The sequence below is a fragment of the Marinobacter sp. UBA2688 genome (assembly GCF_002352785.1).
Lineage (GTDB): Bacteria > Pseudomonadota > Gammaproteobacteria > Pseudomonadales > Oleiphilaceae > Marinobacter > Marinobacter salarius.
On the sequence record NZ_DELU01000021.1, the window covers coordinates 127,201 to 142,353 of the forward strand.

At 57.3% G+C, this 15,153-nt stretch carries 15 protein-coding genes; 8 read left to right on the forward strand and 7 right to left on the reverse strand.

Annotated features, from left to right (window positions below):
• Positions 1 to 8 precede the first annotated feature (8 nt).
• Complete coding sequence (ppsR, locus tag B3M52_RS10045) at positions 9 to 824, reverse strand: posphoenolpyruvate synthetase regulatory kinase/phosphorylase PpsR (RefSeq protein ID WP_007154087.1); 816 nt, start codon at positions 822 to 824, stop codon at positions 9 to 11.
• 153 nt (positions 825 to 977) lie between these two features.
• Here ppsR and ppsA point away from each other — a divergent pair, with 153 nt between their 5' ends.
• Both ppsA and rraA read left to right on the forward strand, forming a co-directional pair.
• Positions 978 to 3,371 carry a phosphoenolpyruvate synthase gene (gene ppsA, locus B3M52_RS10050; RefSeq protein ID WP_369810883.1) on the forward strand — a complete coding sequence of 798 codons (2,394 nt, stop codon included), beginning with the start codon at positions 978 to 980 and terminating at the stop codon, positions 3,369 to 3,371.
• 25 nt (positions 3,372 to 3,396) lie between these two features.
• The gene (gene rraA / locus B3M52_RS10055) at positions 3,397 to 3,879 is read left to right on the forward strand and encodes a ribonuclease E activity regulator RraA (protein WP_036205000.1); all 483 of its coding nucleotides are present in this window, start codon (positions 3,397 to 3,399) and stop codon (positions 3,877 to 3,879) included.
• A 64-nt stretch (positions 3,880 to 3,943) separates the two neighbouring features.
• Here rraA and B3M52_RS10060 read toward each other — a convergent pair whose 3' ends face one another.
• From B3M52_RS10060 to B3M52_RS10070, 3 genes are all read right to left on the reverse strand, one after another.
• Positions 3,944 to 4,246, reverse strand: a complete 303-nt coding sequence (locus B3M52_RS10060) for a PilZ domain-containing protein (protein ID WP_226909933.1) — start codon at positions 4,244 to 4,246, stop codon at positions 3,944 to 3,946.
• A 181-nt stretch (positions 4,247 to 4,427) separates the two neighbouring features.
• On the reverse strand, positions 4,428 to 5,099 hold the full coding sequence (locus B3M52_RS10065; RefSeq protein ID WP_075194794.1) for a TIGR04211 family SH3 domain-containing protein: 672 nt from the start codon (positions 5,097 to 5,099) through the stop codon (positions 4,428 to 4,430).
• A gap of 117 nt (positions 5,100 to 5,216) precedes the next feature.
• A complete protein-coding gene (locus tag B3M52_RS10070) occupies positions 5,217 to 5,516 on the reverse strand; it encodes a YciI family protein (RefSeq protein ID WP_007154082.1) in 300 nt (99 codons plus the stop codon).
• A gap of 86 nt (positions 5,517 to 5,602) precedes the next feature.
• Between B3M52_RS10070 and B3M52_RS10075 the strand changes: the two genes are divergently transcribed.
• The gene (locus tag B3M52_RS10075) at positions 5,603 to 6,481 is read left to right on the forward strand and encodes a PHP domain-containing protein (RefSeq protein ID WP_075194777.1); all 879 of its coding nucleotides are present in this window, start codon (positions 5,603 to 5,605) and stop codon (positions 6,479 to 6,481) included.
• On the opposite strand, the gene B3M52_RS10080 is transcribed toward B3M52_RS10075, so the two are convergent.
• Entirely contained in the window at positions 6,478 to 7,017 is a 540-nt protein-coding gene (locus B3M52_RS10080) for a YecA family protein (protein WP_007154080.1), read from the reverse strand. The two genes, B3M52_RS10075 and B3M52_RS10080, sit on opposite strands and share 4 nt — an antisense overlap.
• Positions 7,018 to 7,020: 3 nt before the next feature.
• Positions 7,021 to 10,197, reverse strand: a complete 3,177-nt coding sequence (rne, locus tag B3M52_RS10085; RefSeq protein WP_075194778.1) for a ribonuclease E — start codon at positions 10,195 to 10,197, stop codon at positions 7,021 to 7,023.
• Positions 10,198 to 10,901: 704 nt separating this feature from the next.
• Between rne and rluC the strand changes: the two genes are divergently transcribed.
• The 3 genes from rluC to B3M52_RS10100 are packed head-to-tail and all read left to right on the forward strand — an operon-like array spanning position 10,902 to position 13,616.
• On the forward strand, positions 10,902 to 11,843 hold the full coding sequence (rluC, locus tag B3M52_RS10090; RefSeq protein ID WP_178380760.1) for a 23S rRNA pseudouridine(955/2504/2580) synthase RluC: 942 nt from the start codon (positions 10,902 to 10,904) through the stop codon (positions 11,841 to 11,843).
• Between the two features lie 50 nt (positions 11,844 to 11,893).
• On the forward strand, positions 11,894 to 12,541 hold the full coding sequence (locus B3M52_RS10095; protein ID WP_036205004.1) for an HAD family hydrolase: 648 nt from the start codon (positions 11,894 to 11,896) through the stop codon (positions 12,539 to 12,541).
• Positions 12,542 to 12,566: 25 nt separating this feature from the next.
• The gene (locus B3M52_RS10100) at positions 12,567 to 13,616 is read left to right on the forward strand and encodes a S49 family peptidase (protein WP_036205005.1); all 1,050 of its coding nucleotides are present in this window, start codon (positions 12,567 to 12,569) and stop codon (positions 13,614 to 13,616) included.
• Here B3M52_RS10100 and B3M52_RS10105 read toward each other — a convergent pair.
• Entirely contained in the window at positions 13,583 to 14,218 is a 636-nt protein-coding gene (locus B3M52_RS10105) for a Maf family protein (protein ID WP_075194780.1), read from the reverse strand. The genes B3M52_RS10100 and B3M52_RS10105 overlap by 34 nt on opposite strands.
• Positions 14,219 to 14,339: 121 nt before the next feature.
• Here B3M52_RS10105 and B3M52_RS10110 point away from each other — a divergent pair, with 121 nt between their 5' ends.
• Together B3M52_RS10110 and rpmF are read left to right on the forward strand one after the other, a co-directional pair.
• A complete protein-coding gene (locus B3M52_RS10110; RefSeq protein WP_075194781.1) occupies positions 14,340 to 14,894 on the forward strand; it encodes a YceD family protein in 555 nt (184 codons plus the stop codon).
• Positions 14,895 to 14,965: 71 nt separating this feature from the next.
• Positions 14,966 to 15,145: a 50S ribosomal protein L32 gene (gene rpmF, locus B3M52_RS10115; protein ID WP_036205010.1), complete on the forward strand. Its 180-nt coding sequence runs from the start codon at positions 14,966 to 14,968 to the stop codon at positions 15,143 to 15,145.
• Positions 15,146 to 15,153: the final 8 nt, after the last annotated feature.

Consider the following 15,153-nt stretch of genomic DNA (forward strand, 5'->3'; position numbering starts at 1 on the left):
TATCTGCTCTATCGGTTCCGTTTAAGCCCGGTGCTGACCATGATGCGCGTAGAGATTTCCTCCACGGAATACGCGGTTGTGTTGAGGTAAGGAATTCGTTCCCGGCGGTACATCAGCTCAATTTCCTCAATTTCATGCATGCACTGCTTCATGGATGAATAACGGGAGTTCGGTCTGCGTTCGTTGCGGATGGTTGCCAGCCGCTCCGGCTCGATGGTCAGCCCAAAAATTTTCTCCTTGTGAGGCCGCAGCGCAGCTGGCATTTGCTGGTCGTCCAGATCTTCCTCGGTTATGGGATAGTTGGCCGCCTTTACACCATATTGCAGGGCCAGATACAGGCAGGTGGGCGTCTTGCCGCTGCGAGAGGCGCCGACGAGAATCAGGTCTGCCTCGTCGTAATGACGCGTGCGGGCGCCGTCATCGTTATCCAGCGCAAAATTAACAGCATGGATGCGCCGTTCGTAGCTGCCTTCGTTGTTGATGGCGTGTGATTTGCCAACGGTATAGGACGACGAGGACTGCAGCTCCTGTTCCAATGGATTCAGGAAGGTACCGAAGATATCCACCATGAAACCGTTTGCGCCGGCGATAACATCGCGGATATCGCTATTAACGATGGTGTCGAAAACCAGCGGCCGCATGCCATCGATTTCCTCCGCTTTATTGATGCGCTTGACCATCTCCCGGGCTTTGTCAGCGTCATCAATATATGGCACCGTAATGCGTTCAAACTCAATTTTCTCAAATTGTGCCAGAAGGCTGTGCCCCAAGGCCTCGGCGGTCAGGCCGGTGCCATCGGATATAAAGAAAGCGGTTCGTTTCATGGTGTGCGGTCCGGCTCCGTATTTGGCGGCTACCCTAGGTAAATTCCACAGGTTACAGTATCATACACGCCAAGTTCGAGAGCCCGCAGTGGAGAATGCAGTAATTGCAGGGTTGAAATCAGCTCCACCTGTCCGGTTTGGCTCTTTGCTACAATGAATCAAGGGAGACACGCTTTGGAAGATTACATTATCTGGTTTGATCACCTGGGAATGTCAGACGTTGACCGGGTCGGGGGAAAGAATGCCTCCCTCGGTGAAATGATCAGTAATCTTGCCAACGCAGGTGTTACCGTTCCGGGTGGCTTTGCTACAACCGCTCACGCCTACCGTGAATTCCTGGCCAAAGACGGTCTTCGTGAAAAGATCGACAACGCTTTGGACGCTCTGGACATCAATGATGTGAACGAGTTGGCTCGGGTCGGCTCCGAAATTCGCCAGTGGATTCTTGATACGCCATTTCCGGACGCGCTGGAAAAGCCACTTGCGGACGCCTACGCAAAGCTACGTGACGGCAACGACAACCTCGCGGTGGCGGTGCGTTCGTCAGCCACTGCGGAAGATCTTCCGGATGCGTCATTTGCTGGCCAGCAGGAGACTTTCCTTAACGTTGTGGGCCTGGAACAGGTGCGGACGTCAGTAAAGGAGGTCTTCGCCTCCCTGTTCAATGACCGCGCCATTTCCTATCGTGTCCACCACGGTTTTGATCACAAACAGGTAGCCTTGTCTGCTGGCATTCAGAAAATGGTGCGCAGTGAGACCGCTGCCAGTGGCGTTATGTTCACCCTGGACACGGAATCCGGTTTCCGGGATGTCGTGTTTATCACCGGCTCCTACGGCCTGGGTGAAACGGTGGTGCAGGGTGCTGTGAACCCCGATGAATTCTACGTTCACAAGCCCACCCTCACGGCGGGCAAGCCTGCCGTTCTGCGCCGCAACCTGGGTAGCAAGGCCATCAAGATGGTTTACCACACTGACCCCGCCGCAGAGCAGTTTGTGGAAACGGTCAAGGTTGAACAGGACGAACGTAATCGCTTCTGCATCACTGACGCGGAAGTGGAAGAACTGGCCAAGCAGGCCATGATCATCGAAAAGCATTACCAGCGCCCGATGGACATTGAATGGGCGAAAGATGGCGACGACGGCCGTATCTACATTGTGCAGGCCCGTCCGGAAACCGTTAAGAGCCGCGCTTCGGCCAACGTGATGGAGCGCTATCTGCTCAATGAGACCGGCACCATCCTGGTGGAGGGCCGCAGTATCGGCCACAAGATTGGCAGTGGCCCGGTCAAGATCATCACCAGTATCAAGGAGATGGACCGCGTACAGGCGGGCGATGTTCTCGTTACGGATATGACCGACCCGGACTGGGAGCCGGTGATGAAGCGGGCGTCCGCCATCGTAACCGACCGCGGTGGGCGTACCTGCCATGCTGCCATTATCGCGCGGGAGCTTGGTATTCCGGCCGTGGTGGGCTGTGGCGATGCCACGGAGATTCTGAAAGACGGCCAGGAAGTGACGGTGTCCTGTGCCGAAGGCGACACCGGGATGATCTACGAGGGCAGCCTCGATTTTGAGCTGAAGGAAAACACGGTAGACTCCATGCCCGCCATACCGTTCAAAATCATGATGAACGTGGGTAACCCGGACCGGGCCTTCGACTTCCAGGCGCTACCCAATGAAGGTGTCGGCCTGGCGAGGCTCGAGTTCATCATCAACCGCATGATTGGCGTTCACCCGAAGGCGCTGCTGAATTTTGACGGCCTGCCGCGAGATATTCGTCAGACGGTGGAGAAACGGATCTCCGGGTACAGCTCGCCGGTGGACTTCTACGTCGACAAGCTGGTCGAGGGAATATCCACCCTTGCCGCTGCCTTTGCGCCCAAGAAGGTGATTGTGCGGCTGTCCGACTTCAAGTCCAATGAATACGCCAACCTGATCGGCGGTACCCTTTACGAGCCCGATGAAGAAAACCCGATGCTGGGCTTCCGTGGTGCCTCTCGGTATATCTCCGAAACCTTCCGTGATTGTTTCGAGCTTGAATGCCGGGCGTTGAAGAAAGTCCGTAATGAAATGGGGCTGACCAACGTTGAGATCATGGTGCCTTTTGTCCGCACGGTGGGAGAAGCCGAGCAGGTGGTGAACCTGTTGGCGGAAAATGGTCTCAAGCGTGGCGAGAACGGATTGCGCGTGATCATGATGTGCGAGCTCCCCGCCAACGCCCTGTTGGCGGAGCAGTTCCTGGAGCACTTTGACGGCTTCTCGATTGGTTCTAACGACCTGACCCAGTTGACCCTGGGGCTGGACAGGGACTCCGGCATCATTGCCCACCTGTTTGACGAGCGGAATGACGCCGTCAAGGCGTTATTGGGCAGTGCTATCCAGGCCTGCAAGAAGGCGAATAAGTACATCGGTATCTGCGGCCAGGGGCCCTCGGATCATCCTGACCTGGCCAAATGGCTGATGGATCAGGGGATCGATTCCGTATCCCTGAATCCGGACTCGGTACTGGATACCTGGTTCTTCCTCGCGGACGAGAAAATCGACTGACCATTTCGAGAAAAGGAGCACGTGCGTGCCTATCGTAACCCCTGATCTGTGTGACGATTACCCCGAAATCCTGGTGGTAGAGCCGGGTTTCCGCAACTTTGGTGGCGTGGACGCCTTCGGGGGCGAGATCGTGACGGTGAAATGCTTTGAGGACAATTCCATCGTTAAGGAACAGGTTGCCCTGCCGGGTAACGGTCGTGTGATGGTTGTGGATGGTGGCGGATCAAAGCGGGCCGCTCTGCTGGGTGACATGCTGGCCGAGAAAGCGGCGGGTAATGGCTGGGCTGGCCTGGTGATCTATGGCTGTATCCGCGATGTAGATGTCATTGGAAAGACAGCCCTGGGAGTGCAGGCGCTGGGTACGCATCCGCGCAAGACCGAGAAGCGTGGAGTGGGTGATCTGGACGTGCCGGTCACCTTCGGAGGCGTGACCTTCCATCCTGGCCATTACATCTATGCCGATAACAACGGTATCGTGGTTTCCGAAAAGCCACTGAAGATCGACTGATACGGCCGTTTGCCCGGTAGTTCCCCCGTACTCTACCGGGCTACATTTCCCTTGACCGCACCGGTCAGCGTTTTACCTTTACAATCTCCATCCCCAGGAGAAACCCATCCCCGTCAGGAACACAGCGAAGCACGCGGCAGACCGTTTCGAATGGCGGGAATTGCTCGCTGGTGGAAGGTAGAAGGGTGTGGATTTCATCCCCTTCGGCAAACGCCCTTTCTACGTAAAGCTGCATGCCAGTGCCGCTGAGGTCCCGGCAAATGCCTGGAATCGCGACGCCATTGCTGTCTGTGAGTTCGATTTCCGAGTTCATTGTCATGCGGTGGAAATCGCGTTTTTCTGAATAGTCCTTCATGGTTTCAGACATCCCGGCACCTCGCGGTTGTTGTTTTGTTAGTTATAAATGCTAAGGGCGGAAGCGTCAAAGAATTCATGGGAATAAAAATTCGGGAAGCCCTTATATTTAGTATTTAGGTTTCCCGAATGACACTATATGTGGGTTTTCGAAGAGGCGCTTCCTCCAACGTCTCCCGCGATGGGGAGGTGTTCTATGCCCAGTTGTCCGTTTTCCGTGAAGGCTTGAGCAGCGGGATAACAAGGGCCAAAATCACCCCGAGCAGCACAAGGGCTGCACCCAGTAGCATGAAATCGGATTCCTTTCTGGCTTCCAGGCGCTCCTTTTCTGCAGTGAGCACTTCCAGGTCGTTGCGCAGCTTCTGGTTCTCTTCGCGAAGCTCGCTATTCCGCCGATTCAGATTGATGGAGTCCGAAGCGACTTCCTTGATATTACGAAGCTCTTCGCTGAGTCTTCCTGCGCGGGCTTCCAGGGACTCTTCCGAGCTCCTGAGTTCGTTCCGTTCCGTTGTGACTTCCTCAAGCTGCGTCCTGAGATTATTCAGTTCATTGCGGGCTTGTTCCAGTTGCCGGTTGGTGGCTTCCAGACGTTGGCGCGCAATAGGAGTGTCGGTGAGATAGCGTGACACCATCCAGCCTTCGATGCCGTCCGGCGTGCGTACACGGCTATACCCTGATTCCGATGTTTCCAGCAGCTCAAGCGAGGTTCCGCTCCGGACTCCTGAGTGCAGGATTCGGTACTGTGTCCCTTCACCACTTCGGATCGGAGCGTAGAGCGTGTCATCGACATAAACGGTTTTGGCGTGGGTTGACGTTGCAGCCACCATCAAAACGATAATGCAGGTAATCAGACGTAAAGGCGTCACTGGTTTTATTCCCTGGAACAGCGATTTAAGGCGCAATTTTGTCATAGATGCCGGGTCATACAAGGTGGAGTTCATTACAAAAAGCTCATGGTGCCAGGTGCAGGCAACCGTGCGCCCTCAGGGCAGTACAGCCTTGAAGGGTTTGACGATCACTTTCTGGTACACACCGGCATCCACGTAGGGGTCGGCATCGGCCCAGGCCTGGGCCGATGCCAATGAATCAAATTCGGCTACAACCAGGCTGCCGGTGAACCCTGCGTCACCGGGTTCCGGTGTGTCCAGGGCCGGGTGGGGACCCGCGACCAGAAGGCGGCCTTCGTCTCTGAGCAGCTTTAGCCGTTCAATGTGGGCAGGACGGGCAGAAGACCTCAGCGGCAGGCTGTTCTCGACATCTTCGCTGATGATGGCGTAGTACATGATATTCTCCGGATATTTACTGACACAGTGTAATACCTGGCTGGTACACTGGCGTTGATGGTATTTACTCTGAAATCGGGAAAGATGTGACTATAACCCAAGAAGCTGACTTCTGCATTGATCTGCATTGCCACACGACGGCGTCCGACGGCGCGCTGCCACCGAAGGAATTGGTCGCACGTGCGCACGCCAGAGGTGTTACCCACCTTGCCATAACAGATCACGATACCATCGCCGGGCTTGAAGAAGCATCGGAGGCCGCACGGGAGGCTGGTCTTACGCTGATCGCCGGTACCGAGCTGTCCTGCCTCTGGAAAAGTCACACCATACACGTAGTCGGGCTTGATTTTGACGTTGATGACGACCGTCTGAAGCAGGCATTGGAGCGGCAGAACACGAACCGTTGGTCCCGAGCCCGCACCATTACCGACAAGCTTTCAAAGCTGAAAATTGAAAACCTGCTCGAGAAGGCAACGGATAAGGCGGGCGGCGACGTGCCCGGTCGGCCTCATTTTGCCAGGGTGCTGGTGGAAGAGGGGGTGGTAAAGGATATCGCCCAGGCGTTCAAGCGCTACCTTGGAGCTGGCAAGGCGGGGGATGTAAAGGGTTTCTGGCCTGAATTGCCGGAGGTAGTCCGGTGGATTACAGAGGCCGGAGGTGTGGCCGTGCTGGCTCACCCCAGGAAGTACAAGCTTACCGCAACCAAACTGCGCGCGCTCGTTGCCGACTTCCGTCAGGCGGGAGGCCGGAGTATTGAAGTCTCAACGTCGGGGCAGTCCAGCGGTGATCTGGGCTTTTTGGCGGAACTGTGTCGTCGGGAAAACCTGCTTGCCTCCCAGGGCAGCGATTTCCATTTTCCCGGTGCACCCTGGTGTGAGCTTGGGGTCATCATGAAAATGCCAGACGGGCTTGAGCCTGTCTGGCATCATTTCAAACAACCGGCAGGGGTTCCCGCAGCGGTTTAATCCGGTGCGTGGAACAGCAGGTATAGGTCGGTCAGCGAGTCGGGAATGGCGTCCGCCATTTGCCGGGACAGTTTCTCGCTGTTGCGGACATTCTGGAAGTCTTCATCCTCGAACAGCCCAGACAGCGTGAGCATCGGCACCAGCAGGTCTGCGGTTTCCTCCTCGCCGGCTTCCAGCCAGGCTTCCTCATTCTCGAGGAAGGTGTCCACGAACCCGGCACACCAGTTCTCCAATGCATTCATCGGATCGCCATCTTCAGGTTCCGGCAACTCAAGGGGCTGGCCCATGTCCAGTGCGTGTGCCATATCCCTGCCGAGTTGCTCAACGGCCTGGCGGAACACATCCGGAACCTGGCCGCTGGGCGCCTGTTCGGCGCCCGTGGCCAGCCTGAAGATGTCTTCAGTGCTCAAGGATGTCGGGCCTACCACGCTGGCGCAGACAACCCCATGCAAACCGAAGAAATCCAGGGCCTCGTCGCCCCAGGGTTCTGCGAAAAGGATGTCTTCCAGCGCTTCGATGTCCGAATCTGATAGCATTCGTCAGTTACTCCCGGCCTTTTTGGCCTCTTCGGCTGCCCGCTGACGCTTACGGACTTCCCTCGGATCATTGTAGGCACGGCCCGGGGTTACCGGTACATTCACCTGCTCACTCGGCTTTTCTTGCTCAGCCGCGGGCTCAACCGGCTTCTCTGCAGGTTTTTGCGTTTCCTCTGCCTCGGAGGCCTCGGCTTTCGGTTCCGCCGCTGGTTTGCTGGTCGTTTCCTGCGGTTCTTTCACCGTATCCGCTGCTGCCGGCTCGCTCGCCGGGGTGGCGGTATCGGGTTGTTCCGCTTTCTCGGTTTTGGTTGCCGTCGGCTCAGCGTCAGCAGTGCTGTCAGCCTTGGATTCCGCCTTGGGTTTGGTGTCAGCTTCTGTTGGTTGTGGCTTGGCATCCACTTCCTGCTTGGGGGTTTCGGCCTCTACCACGGCCTCTGGGGTTTCTTTGCCCGGAGTTGCCTTTTCAGCCTTGTCGGTCGTCGTCGCATCTGCGTCGGTGGTTTCAGCCTTCTTTTCAGCTGGTTTCCTGGATGACCGGCGTGGACGGGCAGGGCGTTTCGGCTTCTCCTCAGCAATAGTCTCGGACTCAGATTCAGATCTCACTGCCTCATTGCCCGCGGTGTCCGGCTGGTCGGGCTTCGCGGTGCCAGACGTTGCCGGCTGCGGCTGTTTTTCAGGCGCTTTATTGAGCTCCGCACTTTCGGCCGCTGGTTCCGCAGGTTTCGTCGCCGATTTCTCGACCGGTGCTTCCGTCGCGCTTTCCGCTGACGTCGCTTCGGCAGGCTTTTCAGCCACGCTTTCCGCCGGCTTGGGCTCTGCCGTATTGGCCGCGGCTACGTCCGGCTTTCCTGCGGGCTGAGTTGCAGGTTGCTTGTCGGTCTGCTCTTCCGGCTGAGTATCCTTCTGATGCCTTTCGCTGCGGGCGGACTTCCGATCTGCCGGTGTTGACGCCGGGTTTTCAGCAGGGGAGCCGTCGCGATTACGATTACGTCTTGGTTTGCGACGTTTTTCATCGGAGCCGGACTTGTCGGCGGCAGCGCTTTTCTGGGAACTGGTGTCCTGTTGTTCCTGGCGGTCCTTCTGGTCCCTGCTGGTCTGGGGCTTGTTGCGCCCCTGCCCGCGTCCCTGGCCCTGGCCGTCTTTGCGGTTGCCATCCCTGCGGCTATCGGCTGTCTTGTCGGCGCTCTTGTCAGCACTTCCCTGCTGGCCCTGGCCACTGCGGCCCTGGTCGTCTCCGCGATTGCGGTTTGCACCTCGGTTACGTCCCCGGTTGTCATCGCTGCGGCTGCTGTCGCCACGATTGGCGCCGGCCTGACGGCGGTCAGCGCCACTGCGATTTCCGGAACGGTTGTCGTCACGGGCCACCCTGGATTTACGACGGTCCTGGCGGTCCTGGGTACGGCGGTCGTCACGGTTGGAGCCGCTAGGCTGTTCCCGTTTCACCGGTGGTTCACCGATGACTTCCTCACCGCTGAAGAAATCCGCAATCTTACGGCCAAGTTTGCGGAACAGGCCATCGGTCTGTTCGGCCGGGGTCTCTTGCGCTGCCTTTTCCGGGGCAGGTGCGGGCGCAACCGGGCGAATGGCTTTCACCGCCGCCTGTTCGCGGACCGGTGGCTGGGCAGCAGGGGCCTCGAAGATTTCTTCTTCCCGTTCACTGTATTCCTGAGCGACCTGGTAGCTCGATACATGCTCCACGCCGGTCTCATCGTCACGCATGCGCAGGATCTCGAAGTGAGGTGTTTCCATGTGAGGTGCGGGAACCACCACCACTTCCACTTCCTGGCGTGCTTCGATGTCGGCCAACTGCTTACGCTTCTCGTTTAGCAGGAATGTGGCAACGGCGACGGGCACCACGGCACGGACCTGGCCGGTCTTTTCCTTGGAGGATTCCTCGTAGATCAGGCGCATGATGCTCAGGGCCAGAGACTCAATGCCCCTGATGGTGCCCTGGCCTTCACAGCGAGGGCAGACTTCGCTGCGGGTCTCGCCCAGGGATGGGCGCAAACGCTGGCGAGACATTTCAAGCAGGCCAAAGCGTGAAATCTTGCCCACTTGTACCCGGGCGCGGTCGATTTCCAGTGCTTCGCGCATCTTCTGCTCGACTTCGCGCTGGTGCTTGGCCGGGGTCATGTCGATAAAGTCGATCACGATCAAGCCGCCCATGTCCCTGAGACGCAGTTGGCGGGCAATCTCTTCCGCCGCTTCCAGGTTGGTCTGGAGCGCGGTTTCCTCAATGTCGTGGCCCTTGGTGGCACGGGAGGAGTTGATGTCAATGGACACCAGTGCCTCGGTGGGATCGATCACGATGGAGCCACCGGAGGGCAGCTTCACTTCACGCTGGAACGCGGTCTCGATCTGGCCTTCGATCTGGTAACGGCTGAACAGGGGGATTTCGTCCTTGTACAGCTTGATCTTGTTTTCGAACGAGGGCATGACGGCGCGAACGAAGTTCAATACATCCTCGTACACCGTTGCGGCGTCAATCAGTACCTCACCAATGTCCTGGCGAAGATAGTCGCGTACAGCGCGGATAATGACGTTGCTTTCCTGGTGAATAAGGAACGGCGCCTTGCGCTCACCGGCGGCCTGGGTAATGGCCTCCCAGAACTGGACGAGGTAGTCCAGGTCCCACTGCAGCTCTTCGGTGGTGCGGCCGATGCCGGCGGTACGAACGATGATGCCCATGGACTTGGGCACCTGTACATCGTTCATGGCCTCTTTCAGCTGCGCCCGCTCTTCACCTTCGATACGACGGGAAATGCCGCCGGCGCGAGGATTGTTGGGCATGAGCACGAGGTATCGGCCCGCAAGGGAGATAAAGGTGGTGAGGGCGGCACCCTTGTTGCCACGTTCTTCCTTATCCACCTGAATAATGACTTCCTGACCTTCGGCAACCACATCCTTGATGTTGATCTTGCCTTCAATCTGGCCGGGTGATTTCTTGAAATACTCCTTGGAGATTTCTTTGAGAGGAAGGAATCCGTGGCGTTCCGCGCCAAAGTCCACAAAAGCGGCTTCCAGGCTTGGCTCTACACGGGTTATGCGACCCTTGTAGATATTGGCTTTCTTCTGCTCACGGGAGCTGGATTCGATGTCGAGGTCAAACAGACGCTGGCCGTCAACCAGGGCTACGCGCAACTCTTCGGGATGAGTCGCATTGATCAGCATTCTTTTCATGGAAAGAAATGGTTCCTGTCGTTTGGTTTGGACAGAAAACCTGGGGAATAGCATCAGCGAAGCAGAACTTGCGTGCCGTGGGCCCCTTGTAACAGGGGTAATCCGACGGCCAGACGAATCAGATCCCTGCGGGGAATTTTCCCGGGGTTCCGAGGCCACCGCCGACGGTTCGCCTGCCTGTGGGCAGGAAAGAGTCGCTTTGGGTCAGAGTCTGTTGGCGCATGTTATCCGTTTTCAGGTTCACGCGGGTGCCTGGGTCTCACGTCGTATTCGTATGCTGGACGGCCCGGCCCTGCGTGCTGGTAATGATTCTTCGCGATGTCGCCCGACGGTTTTCCGTACGGTTTCTTGTTCCCCCGGCTTCTGGACAGTCGCTGTAATCAGCGTCTTCCGTTTTGGCCCGGGAGGATTTCAATCGCCGAGCCCGGTAATGATTGGGCTTTCGGCGTTCAAACTCTCAAATAGTGTCGGTATACTCCTGCCGCTCCGGCTTCTGGCATACTGGCCAGGCCGTAGACAAACGGCAGAGCACGCCGGAATATAACAGTATTCGCCGGCTCCTTCAATCCCGCAGGGTTTCCAGCGGTAAGGTATCCATGTCCAGATCGACCAGGCAAAAACGTCCTTCTTCGTCATCGCAGCCTGTCAGTGGCGAAAAGAGTAGCTCTGTGCCCGGCTCCAGAGGTGGCGAAATCAGGCAGGGTGTGCGAAAGGTGGTGGTTGATGAGGATAACCACGGTCAGCGCGTGGACAACTACCTGATGGCGCAGATCCGGGATGTACCGCGCAGTATCATCTATCGGATTATCCGCAAGGGCGAGGTGCGCGTGAACAAGGGCAGGGTGAAGCCCGACACCCGTCTGAATACGGGTGATGAGGTGCGCATTCCACCGGTTACCCGAAAGGAAAAGCCGGCGCAGGTAGTTCCAGGCTCCCGGGTTCAGGGGGTCATGCAGGACGCGGTGGTGTTTGAAAATGATCAGATGCTGGTGGTTAATAAGCCATCCGGTATAGCGGTTCACGGTGGTAGCGGGCTGGATTTCGGGCTGATCGAAGTCTTGCGGGCGGCGCGGCCGGAGGCCCGGTTTCTGGAGCTCGTGCATCGGCTTGATAGGGATACATCGGGATTGGTGATGGTTGCAAAGAAGCGTTCTGCGTTGCGTTATTTGCAGGACGAGTTGCGTCACAAGCGTATTCGTAAGCATTATCATGCTCTGGTGGCGGGCGACTGGCCTGGGGCTGTCAGGAAGGTCAGCGAGCCGTTGCTGCGGTTTGAGCTTGGTTCCGGTGAGCGCCGTGTTCGCGTGGATGAGGCTGGAAAGGACTCTCTCACCCGCTTCCGGGTATTGGACTCCTTTTCAGGGTATACCCTGGTTGAGGCCTCACCGGTAACCGGTCGTACCCATCAGATCCGTGTTCACAGTGCCTGGGCGGGGCATCCGATTGCCGGCGATGACAAGTATATGGATGATGTAAGCCTGCGGGCATTTCGTTCCGCCGGCGGTCAGCGTTTAATGCTCCACGCCCGCGCCCTGGACTTTACGCTGCCCTCCACGGGAGAGTCAGTTCATCTTGAGGCTCCCTATGATGAGGCTTTCAGCGAACTCATGGCCAAGCTGGCGGCGCGCCGGAAGGCCTCCGAATAATCCGTTGTTCTGTGGTTCGCAAGCAGAATGACCGCACCAAGGTAGTATCAATGGACGTAAAGGTCGTGATTTTTGACTGGGACGGAACGCTGGTGGATTCCGTTGATCATATTGCCGACAGCCTTCATCAGGCGGCCACCGAGCTGGGGTATCCGGAACTGGAGCGGGAAGCCTATCGCGATATCATCGGCCTGGGCATGATTGAAGCTCTGGAAAAGCTGTATCCCGGTATAACGCGGGAGGAAATGACGGCAATTCGCGAAGGTTATGCCCGTTATTTTTTCTCCAAGGTGACTACGCCCCAGAATGTGTTTGCGGGCATGGCGGACGTACTGGCTGACCTTCGTGCAGCGGGGCGCGGCTGCTCGGTGGCCACCGGCAAGAGCCGCCGCGGCCTGGAAGGTGCTTTGGTGTCCAGCGGGCTTGGGCCGCATTTTGATATTACTCGCTGCGCGGATGAAACCCGTTCCAAGCCCGACCCGGCGATGCTCGGAGAGATCATCCGCTTTTACGGCATTGAGCCGGCGGAAGCGGTTATGATCGGCGATACCCGGTACGATCTTGAGATGGCCCAGCGTATCGGGATGCCGTCTATTGGTGTGGAGTGGGGTGTGCATAAACGTGATGTGCTGGGGCATTACGCACCGCACGCGGTCGTCGATTCGGTAAAAGACCTGCGCGACGTACTCGGCCTCTGAGCCGCAACAGTAACAGGAAGTAGCAATGAGCGATTGGGAATCAGACAGGCATCCTGGCTGGGGGAGCGAACCAGAAAACCCGGAAAGCGGGGCGAAAAGGCCTGAGGGAAGTCGCCGCAAGCCGGCGATGCCGCCGGAGTCGGCTCGTGATTGGAAATTGATCGAAAAGTTGGTGATGTCTCTGCAGTCAGAGCAGCGAAAAAGCCGCCGCTGGGGGATATTTTTCAAGCTGCTGACGTTCGGGTATCTCTTTGCCTTGCTGCTGATGATCCAGTTCCCGCTAAGCGGTGCGCTGGAATCCGCTGCCAAGGGAAAGCATACGGCACTCGTGGAGATCGAGGGCACTATTGCGGCGGATGAGCTCGCCAGCGCCGACAACATTGTAGGTTCCCTGCGCGAAGCGTTTGAGGCAGAGAATTCGGTGGGGGTGATCCTGCGCATCAACAGTCCGGGCGGCAGTCCGGTCCAGTCCGGTTACGTCTATGACGAAATCGTTCGGCTGAGGGGTGAGTATCCGGAGAAAAAAGTGTATGCGGTGATTTCCGATATTGGTGCCTCTGGCGCCTACTATATTGCTGCGGCTGCTGATGAAATATACGCCGACAAGGCGAGTCTCGTGGGTTCCATCGGTGTGGTGGCCGGAGGTTTCGGATTTACCGGGATCATGGACAAACTGGGGGTCGACCGCCGTCTGTACACGGCGGGTGAGAACAAGGCGTTCCTGGATCCGTTCTCACCGGAGGAAGAAGAAGAGGTGCAATTCTGGCAAGACGTTCTGGAAACCACTCACAGTCAGTTTATCGAGAGTGTGCGGAAGGGGCGGGGTGATCGGCTTGCGGATGACGAGCAACTGTTCTCAGGGCTGGTCTGGAGTGGTGAGCAGGCGCTTGAGCTTGGCCTGATCGATGGTCTTGGCAGTTCTTCGCATGTGGCAAGACAGGTTATCGGCCAGGAGGATCTTGTGGACTACAGCCGCCGAGAATCGCCGTTCCAGGAAATTGTTGACCAGTTCGGCGTTTCTGTGGGCAGTGGTATTGCCCGCTACTTCGCTGAATCGCGGCTGGAGCTGCGCTGAGGGTCGTGGGGCTGATGCAGTGGATTCAGCCCCCAATTTAGCAGCATTCTGGTGAGTGCGATCAACGGCAGCCCGATCAGGCTGTTCGGATCGTCCCCTTCCAGTCGCTTGAACAGGGTGATGCCCAAGCCTTCCATTTTGAAGCTGCCTGCGCAGTCGTAGGGCGTCTCAATGTGTAGGTAGTTGTCGATTTCGTCCGCGTCTAGCTCCCGGAAATGGGCGTGGAAGTGTTCGCAGTGGCTCTGCCGTTCGTCAGTGCCGGAATCCAGCAGTACCAGGCCCGTCAGGAATGAGACTCTCTGGCCGCTGCTGCGCTTCAGCTGCTGCACGGCGCGCTCATGGTTTCCCGGCTTGTTCAGCACGGTGCCATCCTCGAGGCAGGCAACCTGGTCAGAGCCGATGATCCAGTGGTCAGGATAATCCCCGGCGAGCGCTTCGGCTTTCTTTAGCGCCAGTCGCACGGCCAGCTGTTCCGGGCCTTCACTTATCTCTGGTGATTCATCGACGTTCGGTGATGCGGCCTGGAAGGGCAGTCCCAGCCGTTCCATCAGCTGTCGCCGGTAAGGTGATGATGAGGCAAGCAGAAGTGGGCGGTGTTGCATTGGGTTCCTTATGTCATTGCTTGGCATTATCGTAGAATACACCTATCCGCAGTGTAACCCTTGCCCAAAAGCGCATGAAGTCTTTGACAGCGGGCGGTCAGGTCCCTAAAATTGCGCGCCTATGTCAAAAGCCTCAAGCACCGAGCTGCCCAAAACTGTCGATCCTTACCGATTGGCAGAGCAACAAATAGTGTTGGAGGGAGAAATTCCTCTGCAGGCATTGTCTCGTTTTGGTGATTCTGTATTTGGTTTTGAGGACGGCGCAGTGTGCCGGGTGAGCCTGTCATTCTCCATGGACGGCGAACGCCGACGCATGGTGACAGGTGAGCTGGAAGCACCGGTTACCCTGGAGTGTCAGCGCTGCATGGGGCCCATGCAAAAGACACTGGTCTCCCACTTTACATTGGGGTTGGTGACCAGCGATGAGCAGGCCCAGCAGTTGCCAAAAGAGCTTGAACCGTTTCTGACGGACGATTTCAGCGCGGATTTGTGGTCCTTGACTGAGGACGAACTGTTGCTGGTTCTGCCGCCGTTTCCGCTTCATGAGCGTGACGAATGTCCCGCCCGAGAAGAGCTGGAAGCCTTTGAACCGGATGAATCCGGGGACGAGCCGGTCAGGAAGTCTGAAGACAACCCGTTCAGCGTACTGGCGGATCTCAAGACAAAGAAACATTAATCAGGCGTCGTTTTCCCTGGAAACCGTCGCGAATTTAACGAACACACGTTTATCAGGTCAGGAGCATAATCATGGCTGTACAGAAAAATCGAAAAACCCGCTCAAAGCGCGGTATGCGTCGTTCACACGATGCTCTGAGCACGGCAGCTCTGTCCACTGACACCACGACTGGTGAAGTGCATCGTCGTCACCACGTGTCGCCGGACGGTTTTTACCGTGGCAAGCAGGTAATTGAGGCTCGCGACGAGTAAACCGTCGC